Origin of the sequence: Butyrivibrio sp. M55 (assembly GCF_900116865.1) — a bacterium.
Taxonomy (GTDB): Bacteria; Bacillota; Clostridia; order Lachnospirales; family Lachnospiraceae; genus Butyrivibrio.
Map to the genome: position 1 here is coordinate 1 of NZ_FPCD01000013.1, position 16,487 is coordinate 16,487.

The 16,487-nt window shown below is 39.8% G+C and carries 17 protein-coding genes; 15 read left to right on the plus strand and 2 right to left on the minus strand.

The genetic code is table 11. The features are described 5' to 3' along the window. Positions 1–183: IS66 family insertion sequence element accessory protein TnpA (gene tnpA / locus BM398_RS12705; RefSeq protein ID WP_442857307.1), on the minus strand; the 183-nt coding region annotated here is incomplete at its 3' end. A 323-nt stretch (positions 184–506) separates the two neighbouring features. Between tnpA and BM398_RS12710 the strand changes: the two genes are divergently transcribed. The 8 genes from BM398_RS12710 (at position 507) to BM398_RS12745 (ending at position 7,824) form a co-directional block, all read left to right on the plus strand. Then, a complete protein-coding gene (locus BM398_RS12710) occupies positions 507–764 on the plus strand; it encodes an IS3 family transposase (RefSeq protein ID WP_242949816.1) in 258 nt (85 codons plus the stop codon). Positions 765–972: 208 nt separating this feature from the next. Then, the gene (locus BM398_RS12715; RefSeq protein WP_092337995.1) at positions 973–1,776 is read left to right on the plus strand and encodes a hypothetical protein; all 804 of its coding nucleotides are present in this window, start codon (positions 973–975) and stop codon (positions 1,774–1,776) included. 41 nt (positions 1,777–1,817) lie between these two features. Continuing rightward, positions 1,818–2,582: a class I SAM-dependent methyltransferase gene (locus tag BM398_RS12720; RefSeq protein ID WP_092337996.1), complete on the plus strand. Its 765-nt coding sequence runs from the start codon at positions 1,818–1,820 to the stop codon at positions 2,580–2,582. 216 nt (positions 2,583–2,798) lie between these two features. Continuing rightward, positions 2,799–3,404 (plus strand): DUF6088 family protein, encoded by a 606-nt coding sequence (locus BM398_RS12725; protein WP_092337997.1) that lies wholly within the window; start codon positions 2,799–2,801, stop codon positions 3,402–3,404. Further along, positions 3,401–4,399, plus strand: coding sequence for a nucleotidyl transferase AbiEii/AbiGii toxin family protein (locus tag BM398_RS12730; RefSeq protein WP_092337998.1), 999 nt, complete (start codon positions 3,401–3,403; stop codon positions 4,397–4,399). The genes BM398_RS12725 and BM398_RS12730 overlap by 4 nt, the downstream gene beginning before the upstream one ends. A gap of 218 nt (positions 4,400–4,617) precedes the next feature. Continuing rightward, positions 4,618–5,649 (plus strand): S66 family peptidase, encoded by a 1,032-nt coding sequence (locus BM398_RS12735; protein WP_092337999.1) that lies wholly within the window; start codon positions 4,618–4,620, stop codon positions 5,647–5,649. Between the two features lie 79 nt (positions 5,650–5,728). Beyond that, complete coding sequence (locus BM398_RS12740) at positions 5,729–7,123, plus strand: MATE family efflux transporter (protein ID WP_092338000.1); 1,395 nt, start codon at positions 5,729–5,731, stop codon at positions 7,121–7,123. 218 nt (positions 7,124–7,341) lie between these two features. Continuing rightward, a complete protein-coding gene (locus tag BM398_RS12745) occupies positions 7,342–7,824 on the plus strand; it encodes a hypothetical protein (protein ID WP_092338001.1) in 483 nt (160 codons plus the stop codon). A gap of 81 nt (positions 7,825–7,905) precedes the next feature. Here the strand turns inward: BM398_RS12745 and BM398_RS12750 are convergent, their stop codons facing one another. Further along, entirely contained in the window at positions 7,906–8,271 is a 366-nt protein-coding gene (locus BM398_RS12750) for a metal-dependent transcriptional regulator (RefSeq protein ID WP_026512717.1), read from the minus strand. Between the two features lie 391 nt (positions 8,272–8,662). Here BM398_RS12750 and BM398_RS12755 point away from each other — a divergent pair, with 391 nt between their 5' ends. The 7 genes from BM398_RS12755 (at position 8,663) to BM398_RS12785 (ending at position 16,466) form a co-directional block, all read left to right on the plus strand. Further along, on the plus strand, positions 8,663–8,875 hold the full coding sequence (locus BM398_RS12755) for a FeoA family protein (protein ID WP_026655145.1): 213 nt from the start codon (positions 8,663–8,665) through the stop codon (positions 8,873–8,875). A 47-nt stretch (positions 8,876–8,922) separates the two neighbouring features. Beyond that, positions 8,923–10,914: a ferrous iron transporter B gene (gene feoB / locus BM398_RS12760; RefSeq protein WP_092338002.1), complete on the plus strand. Its 1,992-nt coding sequence runs from the start codon at positions 8,923–8,925 to the stop codon at positions 10,912–10,914. 43 nt (positions 10,915–10,957) lie between these two features. Beyond that, a complete protein-coding gene (locus tag BM398_RS17620) occupies positions 10,958–11,107 on the plus strand; it encodes a FeoB-associated Cys-rich membrane protein (RefSeq protein ID WP_092338003.1) in 150 nt (49 codons plus the stop codon). A 151-nt stretch (positions 11,108–11,258) separates the two neighbouring features. After that, on the plus strand, positions 11,259–12,302 hold the full coding sequence (locus BM398_RS12770; protein ID WP_175531941.1) for a substrate-binding domain-containing protein: 1,044 nt from the start codon (positions 11,259–11,261) through the stop codon (positions 12,300–12,302). Beyond that, positions 12,295–13,776 (plus strand): sensor histidine kinase, encoded by a 1,482-nt coding sequence (locus tag BM398_RS12775; protein ID WP_092338005.1) that lies wholly within the window; start codon positions 12,295–12,297, stop codon positions 13,774–13,776. The genes BM398_RS12770 and BM398_RS12775 overlap by 8 nt, the downstream gene beginning before the upstream one ends. Before the next feature lie 21 nt (positions 13,777–13,797). Next, complete coding sequence (locus BM398_RS12780) at positions 13,798–15,393, plus strand: helix-turn-helix domain-containing protein (RefSeq protein ID WP_092338006.1); 1,596 nt, start codon at positions 13,798–13,800, stop codon at positions 15,391–15,393. 5 nt (positions 15,394–15,398) lie between these two features. Continuing rightward, positions 15,399–16,466 (plus strand): sugar ABC transporter substrate-binding protein, encoded by a 1,068-nt coding sequence (locus tag BM398_RS12785; protein WP_175531942.1) that lies wholly within the window; start codon positions 15,399–15,401, stop codon positions 16,464–16,466. Positions 16,467–16,487 lie beyond the last annotated feature (21 nt).

Consider the following 16,487-nt stretch of genomic DNA (forward strand, 5'->3'; position numbering starts at 1 on the left):
CATCGGCTTTGGTACAGCATAAGCCTTCTGACGAAGTCGCTTGATCGCACTGTATAAAGAATACTTTTTGATGCCGTTACATAAGCACCACTGTTCATCACTAAGACCGCTCTGGCGGCATTGAGTGACGAGTTTGTACCACTCATCAAGTGTTCTACGTTGTTCTTTGCTTGAATCTGACATAATAAACCTCCGGGATGTGACACCAAAGTGTTGTCTATTAGTCTTATACATAGACCACTTAAGTGACACCAAAATGTAGTTTATAGTTCAGATTCATTATGAAGGATTAACAGGCGGTTTTATATCCGTCGAAATATTTTGCGCTTACTTTTCAGCTTAGTGAATCACTTGAAATAGACTTTGTTCTTGAAACAGTGCGTCAACTAATGAGGAATCACTTATACTCATTGAATGCTACTACATTCATCCACAGTGACCAAGGCTGTCACTATACTAGCGTTAAGTTTAGAGATCTTATCAATGACACAATCCTCACACAATCCATGTCCAGAAGAGGAAACTGCTGGGACAATGCTCCACAAGAGAGTTTCTTTGGACATATGAAGGATGAACTTAGCCCATATATAAAAACCTGGAAGACATTCGATGAAGTCCAGAACAGAATAAATGACTGGATTAACTATTACAATAACGATAGGTATCAGGTGCAACTACAAGGGATGGCACCAAATGAATACTATCATTATAAAGTAACCAATCAACTACCATCAGCATTGGCAATAAATACTGCCAAAAAATAATGCGTGTGTCCTTGACACGGGGTTCACTTTAGATATGTATCACCTGTTGGAAATTTGAATATCCTTAATATCAACAGTGTGAGGAGGTGAAGAGGGAAAGTTGAAATCAAGCAAATTGGAATGATTACATGAAAATCAGACAGCATTTTGAAACATAAGAAAATCCAAATAACAAAACAAAACGTAAGTAAAGGAAAATCAATAAACAATGGAAGGTTTAAAAGAGCTTATATTGAAGGAAGAAAAAAGATTAAAGAGGATTAAGGAGATAGTAGATTCAAGGCTTGCAGATGTTCCTGAAGGAACACTTAGAGTGACTACATCAAAGAAAAATATTCAATATATACAATGTGTTGAAAATGGTACGGAGCAGGGGTACAAATTGTCCTACATCAAAAAGAAAGATATGCCCCTTGCTTATCGCTTAGCACAAAAGTCATACGATCAGAAAATAAAGAGACTTGTGGACAGGCGCGTAAAGCAACTGGATAAGCTTGTAAAAGAGTATGAGGATAATGAGGTAGAGGAGATTTATGATAAGCTTCATCACATCAGGAAGACGATGATCAATCCGGTAGAAATTCCATGGGAGAAAAGACTTGCAGAATGGAAGAGTGTTCCGTATGTTGGGAAAGAGTTTAAACCTGGTATGACTGAAATCTATACTAAGAAAGGCGAGAGAGTTCGTTCCAAATCGGAGAAAATTATGGCGGATACTTTCTATGATTTAGGAATAGAGTACAAATATGAATGCCCTTTGAAGCTAAAAGGCTATGGCGTTGTGTATCCTGATTTTACATTCTTGAGGAAAAGAGATTTCAAGGAAGTATACTGGGAACATGACGGAAAGATGGATGATGCGGATTATGCTGAGAAAGCAATACGGAAGATAAATACTTATATCGCAAATGGAATATTTCCAGGAGATAATTTGATAGTGTCTTTTGAATCATCAGGCGTTGTGATCAATGATAAGATTATTAAACAACTAATCAGTAAATATCTATTATAATATACTGATGAATAATAAATCGATAAAGAGGGAGACCACCTATGAAAGACTACACGGTTCAACATAAAAAAGCGTGGGAATACAATGCGTATGATTTTTGGGTAAAGACAGTAGGAACGCCTAAAGAGAGGGCGATAGAGGATAAAGAGAATCCGATAGAAATGCTTAAACAATATGCAGATTATTTTGATTCTTATGAAGGAGTGAAGGTTGCTAATATCTGCGGGTCATGCGGGAAGAAAGCAATTCCGCTGGCGTTATTGGGGGCAGAAGTTACTGTTTTTGATATTTCGGAAGAAAACAAGAGGTATGCGATTGAAGTGGCTGATGAAGCAGGTGTACATATTGATTTTGAAGTATGTGATATTATGGAAATCAATCTGCAAAAGTATACCGAATACTTTGATGTTGTGTTTATGGAAGGTGGAATACTTCACTATTTTCATGATATAAATGCTTTCATGGATGTGATGAAGGGCTTGCTTAAGCCGGGCGGGAAGATGATATGCAGTGATTTTCATCCTTTCACCAAGATTTCCGATATGTTAAGACTTGAACAGCCTACTATGAGCTACTTTTCTACTGACATCTTTGAGGCCGAGATGGCACATGCCAGATTTTACGATGCGGAAATTCGTAAGCAGATGCCAAAATGTCACTACAGGAAGTACACAATAAGCGAGATTATTAATTCTATAATTGAGAACGGATTTACATTGAAAAGATTTGATGAGCATCCTTCTTGGGATGATGGAAGACTTCCGGGAGAATTTACAGCAATTGCAAAAAAAGAATATCTAAAATGAAAAAGGATAAGAGAATGTATTTTTATTTATGTTATAGATATAAAAAGAAACGAGCAACCCGCTTGAGCACCTAGGTGCTGTACACGACACAAAACCCATTCCTTGATTCTTAAGGTACAAAGAATTTTGGGGTTAGTCAAGGTTTTTTTGAAAGAATTAGTCACATTGCAATTTCGTCAGATAAATTATATAATTTATCTGACGAAAGGGGCCGAGATGAGAGAAAAATACCAGAATGAAATCGAAAAAAGAATAGAAGATGCTGATTCAGGGTATGCTTTTTCTGCGATAGATTTTGCTGATATAGCAGGAACTGATCCTACTAATAAGGCTTTGGCTAGGCTTGGCGAAGCTGGAACGATACGAAGAGTCATAAAAGGAATATATGACAAGCCATTGTACAGTAAGCTATTGGCAGAGTATAGTTCGCCAAATATTGAAAAGGTGGCTCAGGCGCTTGCCAGAAAGTATAATTGGACAATTGCTCCTTCAGGAGAAACAGCTCTTAATTTTCTGCATTTATCAACACAAGTTCCTAATACATGGAGCTATATAAGTGATGGACCTTATCGTAAATATGATATTGGTTCGTATCAGGTTGAGTTCAAGCATTGTGCTAATAAAGAAATTTCTGGGAAAAGTTTCATTACGATTTCTATCATTCAGGCAATAAAGTATATAGGTAAAGATAAAATACAGCAGGAAGATAAAGAAAGATTATCAAAGGCGCTGTCAAGTTCAGATAAGGAGATTATTTTAAAAGAGGCAATAACAACGACTGCGTGGATATATAAAGTAATAAAGGAGATATGTAGTAAGTGAAGAAAATAGCATTACTTGGTAAAGAAGACAGGGAAGTCCTTTTTTCTCGTACAGCAGAGAAAATGAAAATGCATCCATCCATTGTGGAGAAAGATTTTTGGGTTTGCTTTATGCTAGATCATCTTTTTTGTGATTGTATGTACAAAGATGCATTTGTATTTAAGGGAGGGACGAGCCTTTCAAAGTCTTACCATGTGATAGAGCGTTTTTCTGAAGATATAGACCTGATCTTGGATTGGAGAAAGCTTACTAATGACACTGATCCTTGGGATGAAAGATCCAAGACCAAACAGGACCGGTATAATAAGGAAATAAATTCACAAGCGGCAGTGTTTTACAGAGAAAAATTGGTTCCGGCTTTGAATAAGGAATTGACTTTTAAGCTAGGTGAGGGTGATTGGGTTGAAGTTGATGCCAATGATCCTATGGTTGTGAATTTTAAGTATCCGAGAGATTTTTCTATGGAATATTTAGTTCCGGTGGTTAGGTTGGAGATAGGCCCTTTGGCTGAATGGATGCCATCTCACGTGACTGTGGTTGAGCCTTTTGTGGCCATAGAGTATCCAAATGCCTTTGAGCAGAGAACAACAGATATTCTGACTATAGATATTGAGAGGACTTTCTGGGAGAAACTTACCATACTCCATAAGATGGCATACTTCCCACATGGAAAGATTCTACCCAGAAGATATGCAAGGCATCTTTATGATGTTTATTGCATGGCAAATAGCTGGGTTAAGGAATCTGCTTTTGCTCGAAAAGAATTGTTACAGAAGGATGTTGTGTTCAAGCAAAAGTTCTATTATGCGAAGAGTGCACATTATGAAACTGCTACACTCAAAGAAATAAAGCTGATTCCTGCAGATTATATTATGGATGAAGTAAGAAATGATTATGCGGCCATGAAGAACATGATTTATGGAAACTATACCGATTTTGATAGTATCTTGAACTACCTAAATGACTTAGAAGTTGAGATACATGATCTCGCTTAAAGAGGCGATTCTTTCCAAAATGGAAAAATCGTATAAAAGGGAGGAAGGTGGCAATGTACAATATGTGTTGAAAATGAGTATGTAATGCCTGGAATTTATTGTAAAAATGTACTCAAAATCAACTTGATGTCATAAAAATCATGTGTATACGATGTCATTGTGAAATGCAGATAAAAAGAATTAGTTACCTTGTATCCTAAAAACAACGGAGGACCAAAATGATAAAACCAAACAGATTAACCCCCGGTGATAAGGTTGCGATAGTGAGCTTATCATGGGGTGGATTAGGAGATAAAGAGCTGATACATAAATATTATATTGCAAAAGAGCGTCTGGAGAAGATCTTTGGTCTGGAAGTGGTTGCTATGCCGCATGCTCTCAAAGGAAGTGACTTTGTATATAATAACCCTGAGTTGAGGGCAAAAGATCTGATGGATGCTTTTAAAGATCCTACAATCAAGGGAATTATCAGCGCAATAGGCGGAGACGATTCGGTACGAATCCTGCCTTATATTGATTATGATGTTATTCGTAACAATCCCAAGATTTTTATGGGGTATTCAGATACAACGGTTACTCATTTTATTATGAACAAATCAGGTGTTGTATCATATTACGGTCCTTGCATTATGAAAGAGTTTGCAGAATATGGTCAGATGTTTGATTATACCGAAGAGGCTGTAAAAAACATTCTTTTCTCCGATGCAGAAGGATATGAAGTTCCATCTTGCGATTATTGGTCTAATGACCATATCGAGTGGGCTGAAGAGAATATCAATGCCCGGTACAAGACTATTCCTGAAACGCATCATTATGAGGTGTTATCCGGAACGGGTAAGGTTTCGGGGCAGCTACTCGGAGGTTGCCTGGATGTATTTCCTATGATTGTCGGAACAGATATTTGGCCAAAAGTCGATGAGTGGAAGGGAAAAATATTGCTTCTTGAAACCAGCGAGGAAAAGCCAAATCCGGATTATGTGACATATTATTTACGGAACCTTGGCACGCAGGGAATATTGAATGCAATCAACGGAATAATCGTCGGAAAACCTCAAGATGAAGAATTCTATGAAGAATATAAGGCGGTTTATTTGTCTGTTTTAAAAGAATTCAATTGTGAGAACTTACCGATCATATACAACGTTAATATCGGACATGCTGTTCCTATCGGAATTCTTCCGCTCGGGATAGAATATGAGATGGATCTTGATAAAAAAATAATACGATTTTCTGAATCGGCAGTTATTTAAATATACTTCGCAAAAAAGATATAACCATAGAAACATTTGCAGATACAGTATAAGAGTAGATCGATAGAAAGTGAGACCAATGACAAAAGACACAGACTTAACAACGGGGAGTCCTTTTAAGCTAATTTTTTCGTTCGCTGCTTCAATGATGATCGGAAATATTTTTCAGCAGTTATATTCGGTTGTTGACAGCATTATTATCGGGAAAAAGATTGGACCTATAGGGCTTGCGGCGATAGGCGGGACGGACTGGCTGATATTCTTGGTAAATGGATTTCTGATCGGACTTATTCAGGGCTTTTCGGTACTTTTGGGAAATAAGTACGGTGAGAAAAATGAGAAGGCTTTTAAGCATTACTACAAAAAGGCGCGGCTAATATGTATTGTAATATCTACTATTCTTGTATTGATTCTGACCGCAGGTTCCGGATTATTGCTTGGAATTATAGGAACAAAGGCTGAAGCATTCGAGTATGCAAAAACATATGTAGATATAATCTTTTTGGGAATTCCGTTTCTTGTTTTCTATCAGCTTTTTGCCGCAACACTGAGAAGCCGAGGAAATAGCCATATTCCTCTGGTTGCAATGACAGTATCATCAATTTGCAATATTGTATTTGATTATCTTTTTATATGTGTGATACACCTTGGAATTGCGGGAGCGGCGCTTGGAACGATTCTGTCTGAATGCGTCGTTATGTTAATCTGCGGCTATTATATGTATAAAAACCGAAACGCCAATTTTAATGAATCCGGCGATGATAAGATAAATGCGCAAAGAGAAGATAGTGCATCTAAAGAAGACATAATAGAAGACATAATAGAAGACGGCACATATAAGAAACTGCTCACAGTCGGACTTCCCATGGCTTTGCAGAGCGTTATTACCGCAATCGGCGGGCTTATTGTCATAAGTAATGTCAACAGATATGATATTGATTTTTTGACAGGATATACGATTGCGGGGAAAATATATGCATTGCTTGAAATCGCGGCATCGTCTTATGGAATGGCTGTTGTTGCGTATGTTTCACAGAACTTTGGGGCAAAAGAGTATGTCAGGATCAGGCAGGGAGTAAGAGTAAGTCTGTTACTAGGTATTGCTACAGCTTTGGTGTGCTCATTCATTATGATATTTTGGGGTGAAAAGAGTATGCATCTGTTTGTTGATGCGGAAAATATCTCAGGCAGAGTTTTTGAATATGGAAAAGAGTATCTGTTTATTCTGGGGCTCTTTTATCCGCTTCTGTATATGCTGTACATTGAGAGAGCATCTCTTCAGGGAATCGGAAATACACTGGTTCCGATGATATCGAGCGCGGGTCAGCTTATTATGAGAGTTTTCTGTGCGGTAGTTGTGACAAGAATGATAGGATGCAGCGGCATTTATTTCGGAGAAATCGGAGCATGGGTACTGGCAGATATTATACTTGCAGTCACATATATCCGTGAAATTCGGCGCATGAATGCTTAGATTACCGGCATGTCTATAATCCCATAAATTGCATATGAGATAGCTTATGTATTGTGTTGGCGTCAACCGTCAATGTTTGTACATGCTGTTTGCTCAAGAAATCTGTAGTTTACGCAGTCGTTGTAAACTACAGAATTTTTTTGTGTAAAATAAATCTTGTACCAAATGTTGAATATATTGAAAAAACGGTTATATATTACATTTTGAGGGAGGCTTGAATGTTGGAAGAAGAGGGTACGAGTAAGACCGGCAAAGCAATAATGGTGATAGCAATTTTTGGTGTGGCAATATGTTATTTATTCTTTTCGGTTGCTGTAAGGAGGGTATGGGATTCACAGTATAAGAACGGGATATATCATCAACCTTTTTGCGGAGACATTGATGAATCGGGATTGACACTGCTTGGAGAAATTGATGGATGCGATGTCTACAAATACAACATGGATGATCTGTCATATGTAACATATATGGGAGACCGCAAGCCAATGGAGCAGGTCCTTGAGGATTTTAAGGAAAACAAGAAGGAAGATATTTTTCCGATTGACGGAGAAACAGAGGTGGAGATAATTGACGGTCATCCTGTCAGGGTCAACAGATATGATACTTTGGTTACCCTTGATCTTGGCGGAGCGTTGATATTCACGCATTATTCGCAAGATATAGAAAAAGCTTACAGAGAGCTTGATAAGAAGTATGATTGATCCGGAAATATAAACAAAAATACCGCCGAATCTCTTTTTAAACAAATGAGATTCGGCGGTTTATTTTCTTTAATCAGTGTTTTAGTGTTTTGCCATATGGGTCTTTATTGCTTCGAAGGACTCGTCGCTGATGTAGTGCTCAATACGGCACGCATCTTCTGCGGCGATCTTTTCATCTACTCCCAGATCGACAAAAAGCTTTGTAAGGACCGTGTGTCTTTCGTAGATACGCTTGGCAAGTATAGTTCCTGCTTCAGTAAGTTTTACAAAACCATACTCGTCTATTTTGACAAGTCCTTCGTCTTTTAACAGGTGCATGGCACGGCTGACAGATGGTCTTGAATAGCCTAATTCCTCACCTATATCGACTGATCTAACGTTTGTGTGGCTTTTTGAAAGCACATAAATTGTTTCGAGATACATCTCGCCTGATTCCTGTAACGCCATCGCTTTTTCACCTACTTTCTCTGCTTTTAAGAATACTACAAGAGATGCATAAACACAACCAAATGACAGAAAGAAAAAATCAATAATTTGATTTAAGGGTTGACATATGTGTTAGCAGGTGCTAACATTAACATCGTTAGATAACCTAACACGTGACATACATAGTCATAAGAAATCTCCTACCTGAAAAGCCGCATCTTGCCAGTGCGGCTTTTTTCTTTGCTTGAGGACTTTGGGAAGGTCGTTTATACGTATGAAAAAAGGATAAAATAACATAAAAATTCAGTGCCCCTATTGACAATAATTCTTAATAAGAATATTCTATGTTAGGAAAGTTAGCAATGACTAATTATGATTAACTATTACTAACCTGTTTTTTTAGGAGGCATATATGACACTTAACAATGCAGAGCTTGGCAAAGAGTATATGATCAATGCTGTTAACACAGATGGGGATGATGAGATGGAGAGCTTTTTATTCTCACTTGGTTGCTACAGCGGAGAGAAGATCACTGTTGTAAACAAGAAGCGCAACCTGGTGGTCGCTATAAAGGATGCCAGATACAACATCGATCCTGAGTTAGCTGATGCTATCAATATCTGATACTTTTGGTAGCGGATACCGATCATATATTTTTTGGAGGAACTGTAATGAGAATCGCACTGGCGGGCAACCCCAACAGCGGAAAAACGACCATGTTTAACGCTTTGACAGGAAGAAGCGAGAAAATCGGCAACTGGGCAGGGGTTACTGTTGATAAAAAAGAGAGTGTTATAAAGAAAAACTACTATGATGGTGACAAGGAGCTGATCGCTGTAGATCTTCCCGGCGCTTACTCAATGTCACCATTTACTTCGGAAGAGAGCGTTACAAGTGCTTATGTAAAAAATGAGCATCCCGATGCAATCATCAATATTGTTGATTCGACCAATCTGAGCAGAAGCCTTTTCTTTACAACACAGCTCTTGGAACTTGGGATTCCTGTTGTTGTCGCACTTAACAAGAATGATGCCAACGATAAAAAAGGAAACGAAATAGACGAGAAGCTTTTATCGGAAAAGCTCGGCTGTCCTGTAATTAAGACGATAGCAACTTCAGATACAGGTCTTAAGGAAGTTATAAAAACTGCAATGTCACTTGAAGGTAAAGCGCAGAAGATTACTTACAATCAGGGAGACGTTGATCTTAATGATAAGGCAGCGGTTGAAGCGGCCGACAGAAAGCGTTTTGAATTTGTAAATAATATAGTAGATGAAGTCGAAAGTCGCAGAGATAACTCGAAAGAGCACAATATTACCGATTCGATAGACAATGTCATCACTCATCCGGTAATCGGTATTCTGCTTTTTGCAGGGATCATGTGGTTTGTATTCTATATATCACAGACAACAGTAGGAACATGGCTTGCGGACATTCTTGCAGGTTGGATAGATGTTTTTAAGGGCTTTGTCGGTGAGGCAATGGCAGATGCAAATCCGCTTCTTTATGCACTTATCGTGGATGGAATAATCGGCGGTGTAGGCGCGGTTGTAGGATTTCTTCCGCTTGTAATGGTAATGTATTTTCTTATCGCACTTCTTGAAGACTGCGGATATATGGCAAGAGCAACGGTAGTTCTTGACCCGATCTTCAAAAAAGTAGGCCTTTCGGGAAAATCTGTTATTCCTATGATAATCGGTACAGGATGCGGTATTCCCGCTGTTATGGCGTGTCGTACGATCAGAAATGAAAGAGAAAGACGTGCAACGGCCATGCTTGCGACATTCATGCCGTGTGGTGCCAAGCTTCCTGTTATAGCACTTTTTGCAGGAGCTTTTTTCCCTGAATCAAAGTGGGTCAGCTTTATCTGCTATGTCGGAGGCATTGTACTGATACTTTTCGGAGCGCTTATCATCAGAGCAATCACTACTTCGAAGCATAGAAAGAGCTTCTTTATCATTGAGCTTCCCGATTATAAGGTTCCAAGCCTTGTATTTGCGGTTAAATCAATGCTTGAGAGAGGCAAGTCATACATCATAAAAGCGGGAACAGTCATACTTGTCTGCAACACTGCGGTTCAGATCATGCAGACCTTCAACTTCAGACTGCAGCCCGTGGAAGAGGGTATGGAAAACACCTCGATCCTGGCAGGCATTGCAGGACCTTTTGCATACATACTGGTTCCCGTTGTCGGAATCGTAAGCTGGCAGCTTGCTGCAGCAGCTATTTCAGGTTTTATAGCAAAAGAAAATGTCGTAGGAACCATAGCTACTGTATTTGCGGTTTCAAATCTCATTGATACGGAAGAACTTGAGCTTATAGGAGAAGGAAACGCGGTTGCTGCAGTAATGGGAATAACAAGGGTCGCAGCTCTTGCATTTCTGATGTTTAACCTTTATACACCGCCTTGTTTTGCGGCACTCGGAGCGATGAATTCCGAGATGAAGTCAAAGAAGTGGTTCTGGGGAGCAATTGCTTTTCAGCTTGCGACGGGATTTACGGTAGGATTTCTTGTTTATCAGATAGGAACTCTTATCACAGTCGGAACTTTCGGAGAAGGATTTGCTTACGGACTTATTGCAATCTTAGTATTTGCAGGTATTATAATATATCTGATAAAGAAGAATAAAAAAGAAATGCCGGTTGAATTCAGGGTAGGATAAGAAACATCGGCTTTTGCAAATATAGTTTTTGGAGATATGTATTATGGTAAATATAATTGCATTTTTGGCACTGGTATTGATATTGGGTCTGGCAATCGGATACATTTATAAAGAAAAGAAAAAAGGCACACATTGCATAGGGTGTCCTTCTGCGGGAAATTGCCGCAAAGCCCGCAATTGCAATCGTAAATAAATATATAAAAGTGCGGTATCTTACATAACCATAAATAGAAATTGTATTGAAACATGGGGAGTGTAAACGGTATAATCATTAAGTGATGAATACTGTGAACACTCCCCGTAGTAATAATAAGCGTAAACTTAATAACAGAGAAAGAGTTATCATGATAACGACAGTGATTTTTGTCATTGTCACGCTTTTTCTTATCGCTGTCAGTTTCAGCGTAAGTCTCAAGGGATTTAAGAGAAAAGATGAAGCACATGAGTATGACAAGTACTATGTCATGATAACCGATAATTATAAGTCGGATTTCTGGAAATCCGTCTACCGTGGAGCTTTCGCAGCGGCAAAAGAGGACAATATATATGTCGATCTTTTGGGAGAGAATTTTTCAACCAAGTATAAAACGGAAGAACTCATGAAGATTGCGACGGCATCTAAGGTTGACGGGATAATTCTTTATGCCAATGAGTCGGATGAAATGACGCAGCTCATTGATGCTGCAGCTGCTGAAGGCATTCCGGTTGTTACTCTTTACGGAGACAATACCCGTTCAAAAAGGCTTAGCTACGTAGGTATCGGAGGATACGCGATAGGCCGTGAGTATGCTAAGCAGATCAATAATATTATCCGGGAAAAGAAAAAAGAAAATACGGAAGAATCTGAAAAAAAAGAGCAGGATAAAGCTATGCAGGTTACAGTGCTCGTTAATTCGGATGCGGGAAGTTCCGGTGAAAACATTCAGAATATAATAATTGCGGCGATGCAGGAAGGAATCGCGCAGGAAGAAGCAGATGGAATGGAGGTTTCCATTTCTATCAAGACAGTTGATAATACCAATGACTTTTCGGCAGAGGAGTCAATCAGAGATATTTTTCATAATGAGAAGGTGCCGGATGTCATCGTGTGCCTTAACGAGCTCAACACCACTTGCGCATACCAGGCGGTGGTAGACTTTAATGAAGTAGGTAAGGTTAATATTCTCGGATGCTATGCTTCCGAACCTATAATCAATGCCATAGACATCGGTGTTGTTTATGCGACCATCGCCATAGATACCAATCAGCTTGGCGAGCAGTGCATAAAAGCTCTTTCCGATTTTTATGAATCGGGTAATACCAGTGAGTATTATGCCGCAGACGTAAGTCTTATCAATAAGAGTAACGTTGCGGAATACATAAAGAAGGAGGAAGAGCAGAATGAATAGATTCCTTGATCGTCCCCTTCAATACAAAATTGTAAGTATTTGTGTTTTTTCGAATGTAATTATCTTCGTCGTAAATATATTTTTGCTTCTTGGAATCAACAGTATGTCGACGGAAATGGAGATGGTGTACCAGGATAACAGGCACCTTAACAGGCTTTCGAATGCATTAAATGATGTTCAGGATTCCATGACGGAGTATCTTAGGTCGAAGACATCGGATTCGCTTAAGACATATTTCAGCTCGGCAGATGTTTTTTCCAATCTGACGAAAGAACTTGACGACAGAGTTACAGATCTTTCTTTCGGACGAATGGAAAGAAATATTAAAAATATGTCGCAGAATTATTTAAACGAGGTTTCGATGACGATAGATGCAAAGCGCGGAAGAAACGTTGAGAAATACCGCGCGTATTATGAGAGTGCGACAGATCTTTATAATTATATAAGTGAGTATATTACGAGTCTCAACATTGAGCTTTTTGTAAGTAATTCGGAGCATTATTCGGAACTCACCAAAATGTTTAGGACGTATGAATTTGTCAGCTTTATTGTTATCACCATCGTTATGGGCGGAAACATCATCATTATAACGAACCTTGTCAGCACGATCATTCAGCCGCTTAAAAAACTTGCGGATTCTGCAAATGAAGTCGCTGAAGGAAATTTTGATGCGGAACTTCTGAAAATCACATATAATGACGAGATTGGCATAGTGAGCAATGCATTTAACAAGATGGTCATAAGCATCAAGCAATATATCGAGAGACTTCGAATGAGCATAGAAAAAGAGCGCCATATGCAAGAGAGGGAGCTCATGATGGAATCGCATCTTAAGGATGCAAGGCTTAAATATCTGCAGGCGCAGATCAATCCGCATTTTCTTTTTAATACGCTGAATGCGGGCGCGCAGCTGGCAATGATGGAGGGCGCGGATAGGACATATGAGTATGTTCAGACAGTAGCCGACTTTTTCAGGTATAATGTAAAGGGAAAGAAAACTGAGGTTACGATCGGAGAGGAAGTTACGCTGGTCGATAACTACATAAGGATCCTGAATGTTAGATTTTCCGGTGATATCGGTTATGAGAAGCAGGTTGATAAAAGGCTTCTTGGCGCGTCGATGCCCAATATGGTTTTGCAGCCTATAGTTGAAAATGCTGTAAATCACGGCATCAGGGAAATGGGCGATAAGGGTAAGATCACTCTTAAGGTTTACAGAGAAGATGACAACATCTGCATCAGTATCGGCGATAACGGAAAGGGAATAAGCCGTGAGAACATCGATAAGATACTGAGCGGAAATTGGGAAAGAAAAAAAGATCAGAATGACAATAACGGAATTGGTATGGATAATGTTATTTCAAGGCTGAGGCTCTTTACCGAGAATGACAAAGCGGTTGAGATAAAGAGCGAAGGCGAGAATAAGGGGTGTGAAGTTATAATCCGTTTGCCGTTTAACGAAAAGGAAGAGTAGTATTATATCGAGGGGAAAAATATGTACAGGATAATGATCGCGGACGATGAAGGTATTGTCATCGATTCCATGAAATTCATAATTGAAAAAGAGTTCGGCAGTGACTGCGAAGTTCAGTTTGCCAAGACGGGAAGAAGTGTAATAGAGCTTGCTGAGCGTTTCAGACCGGATATTGCGGTGATGGATATCCATATGCCCGGAATAAACGGTATAGAAGCAATCAAGGAAATAAAGCAGTTCTCGGCGAATACGATTTTTATCGTGATGTCTGCATATGACAAATTTGATTATGCAAAAGAAGCGATAAAGCTCGGGGTACTTGAATATATCAACAAGCCCATGGACAAGCTGAAAGTTGTAAATGTCCTTAAAAAGGCAATGGAGCTCATCGACGGAGAGCGCGAAAAGCGAAGCAATGAGCTTATGATAAAAGAAAAGCTTGAAACCATCGAGCCTATTATCGAAAACGGTCTTATATACGATATCCTTCTTCAGGAGCATTTTGAGGAAGACATCGACAGTTACAAGACGATACTTGGAATAGAGCAGGATTACGGCTACATGATGGCTATTGTTTGCGGTGACTCGCAGGAAGGAAACCACATGACGAACGCAATCGGAAGTTCCGTCAAGGTTTCGGGGCGTTATCAGGAAATCCGTGAAGGGGTAAAAGACTTTTTTAACTGTAAGATCGGTAACGTAATGGCCAACAAGATCGCTGTACTGATACCGCTTGATTCTTCAAAGATAGAGTACAATGACAGAACGGAGCTCATCGACAAGGCAAGACAGCTCACAAGGATACTTAAGAAAAAAACCGATATAAGTTTCAGGATAGGAATCGGAGGCGTTAAGCCGCTCAGAGAGCTCGGAGAATCATACAGAGAAGCGCTTAATGCACTTATTGCGACAACCGGTTCTGTAGCGCATGTAGATGACCTTGCACTTGGCGACGACCATGAAGAAGATTATCCGGTAGAGCTTGAAAAGCCGATGTTTGATGCGGTTTCCAACGGAGATCTCAATGCAACCATGGTGACGGCGGGAAAGTATGCCGACTGGATGTATAACAGGTCAAAGAACGGTGACCTTATGTCGATGAGATTAAAGGTGCTTGAGATGACTCTTTACGCGGAGAGACTTGCTTTTAACAGTAGCGGAAAGAAATACATGTACTCAGGCCGTGACGACTATCTGCCTGAACTTATGGGACTTGGCACCGCAGACGGGCTCAGAGAGTGGTTTATGGGGAAGATTACGTCTGCCTGCAGAAACGTTATAGCCAAGAAAGAAGAGAAGTCCAACGATGTTATAAAGACAGCAAGAAAGTATATAGATGATAATTTTGCAAAAGACATATCGCTTGATGATGTATCCAGAAGGGTTAACATCTCGCCGTATTATTTCAGTAAGATATTCAAGGATGAGCTTGGGCTTAACTTTATTGAATACCTGACGAGTGTGCGAATAGAGAAGGCAAAAGAGCTTCTTACACAGTCTGATATGTCCATGAAGGAAATCTGCGGAGCGTGCGGATACACGGATCCGAATTATTTTAGCAGGAGTTTTAAGAAGAATGTAGGCGTTACGCCAACCGAATACAAAGAAGGACGGTGACGCATATGAGAAGGTATATGGGGAAAATGCTCGCCGGCGCGCTTGCAGCTCTTTTGCTGATGCTGAGTGTTACGGGGTGTGCTAAAGAGAGCGGCGAAGGCGAGAAAAAGAAAAGCTCCGATTCCGATAAGATCCAGATCGGAGTGTGCTTTGATTCTTTCGTAATAGAAAGATGGCAAAGAGACAGAGACGTTTTTGTTTCCATGGCAAAAGACCTTGGTGCCGAAGTTAACGTACAGAACGCGAACGGAGATATTGAAGAACAGAAAAAGCAGATTGACTACTTTATTAAGAACGGAATGGATGCAATAGTTATCGTCTGCATAGATTCAAGTTCGCTAGGCGATTCCGTGAAAAAAGCCAAAGATGCAGGCATAGTTGTTATTGCCTATGACAGGCTTATCTCCGATGCGGGAGTCGATCTCTACATATCTTTTGACAATGAAAAAGTAGGGGCGATGATGGCGCAGACCATGGTAGATAACGGACTTGCGGACGGCAAGGTGATAATGATATGCGGATCTCCTTCGGACAGCAACGTTTCTTTTGTCGAAAAAGGATTCAGATCTGTAATGACCCAATATAGAAATGAGATTGTTGATACAGTCTATGCGGATGGCTGGCGCGCCGAAAAGGCAAGTGAGTATATATATAAGAACACAGGGCTAGTCAGGGAAAGCGACGCGATAATGTGCGGAAATGATGATATCGCAAGTAATGTGGTAAGGGCTCTTTCAGAGAGAAGACTTGCCGGTGAGCTTATGGTAGCGGGGCAGGATGCCGATCTTGAAGCTTGCCAGAGAATAGTTGAGGGAACTCAGCTTATGACCGTTTACAAGCCAATCGAGAAACTTGCGCAGGCAGCAGCTGTATGCGCAGTCAAACTTGTTAAGGGAGAAGAAATAACGGAATATGATATCTCAAAGATAAGCGATGGTTCCAAAATGGTGCCTTATCTTAAGATAGAACCTACAAGTGTGACCAGGAATAACATTGATGAAGTGATAATAAAAAGTGGATTCCACCTAAAAGAGGATGTTTACTTGAATGTACCGGATGAGATGCCAAATTAGTCAGTAAACATGCGGGGTTGG

Excerpts from the sequence above, each read along its gene's own strand:
- BM398_RS12745 (WP_092338001.1), top strand. The coding sequence starts at position 7,342 with ATGTTGGAAGAAGAGGGTACGAGTAAGACCGGCAAAGCAATAATGGTG.
- BM398_RS12775 (WP_092338005.1), top strand. The coding sequence starts at position 12,295 with ATGAATAGATTCCTTGATCGTCCCCTTCAATACAAAATTGTAAGTATT.
- BM398_RS12720 (WP_092337996.1), top strand. The coding sequence starts at position 1,818 with ATGAAAGACTACACGGTTCAACATAAAAAAGCGTGGGAATACAATGCG.
- BM398_RS12770 (WP_175531941.1), top strand. The coding sequence starts at position 11,259 with ATGATAACGACAGTGATTTTTGTCATTGTCACGCTTTTTCTTATCGCT.
- BM398_RS12785 (WP_175531942.1), top strand. The coding sequence starts at position 15,399 with ATGAGAAGGTATATGGGGAAAATGCTCGCCGGCGCGCTTGCAGCTCTT.
- BM398_RS12750 (WP_026512717.1), bottom strand. The coding sequence starts at position 8,271 with ATGGCGTTACAGGAATCAGGCGAGATGTATCTCGAAACAATTTATGTG.
- BM398_RS12725 (WP_092337997.1), top strand. The coding sequence starts at position 2,799 with ATGAGAGAAAAATACCAGAATGAAATCGAAAAAAGAATAGAAGATGCT.
- BM398_RS17620 (WP_092338003.1), top strand. The coding sequence starts at position 10,958 with ATGGTAAATATAATTGCATTTTTGGCACTGGTATTGATATTGGGTCTG.
- feoB (WP_092338002.1), top strand. The coding sequence starts at position 8,923 with ATGAGAATCGCACTGGCGGGCAACCCCAACAGCGGAAAAACGACCATG.
- BM398_RS12735 (WP_092337999.1), top strand. The coding sequence starts at position 4,618 with ATGATAAAACCAAACAGATTAACCCCCGGTGATAAGGTTGCGATAGTG.
- BM398_RS12740 (WP_092338000.1), top strand. The coding sequence starts at position 5,729 with ATGACAAAAGACACAGACTTAACAACGGGGAGTCCTTTTAAGCTAATT.
- BM398_RS12715 (WP_092337995.1), top strand. The coding sequence starts at position 973 with ATGGAAGGTTTAAAAGAGCTTATATTGAAGGAAGAAAAAAGATTAAAG.
- BM398_RS12755 (WP_026655145.1), top strand. The coding sequence starts at position 8,663 with ATGACACTTAACAATGCAGAGCTTGGCAAAGAGTATATGATCAATGCT.
- BM398_RS12710 (WP_242949816.1), top strand. The coding sequence starts at position 507 with ATGTCCAGAAGAGGAAACTGCTGGGACAATGCTCCACAAGAGAGTTTC.
- BM398_RS12780 (WP_092338006.1), top strand. The coding sequence starts at position 13,798 with ATGTACAGGATAATGATCGCGGACGATGAAGGTATTGTCATCGATTCC.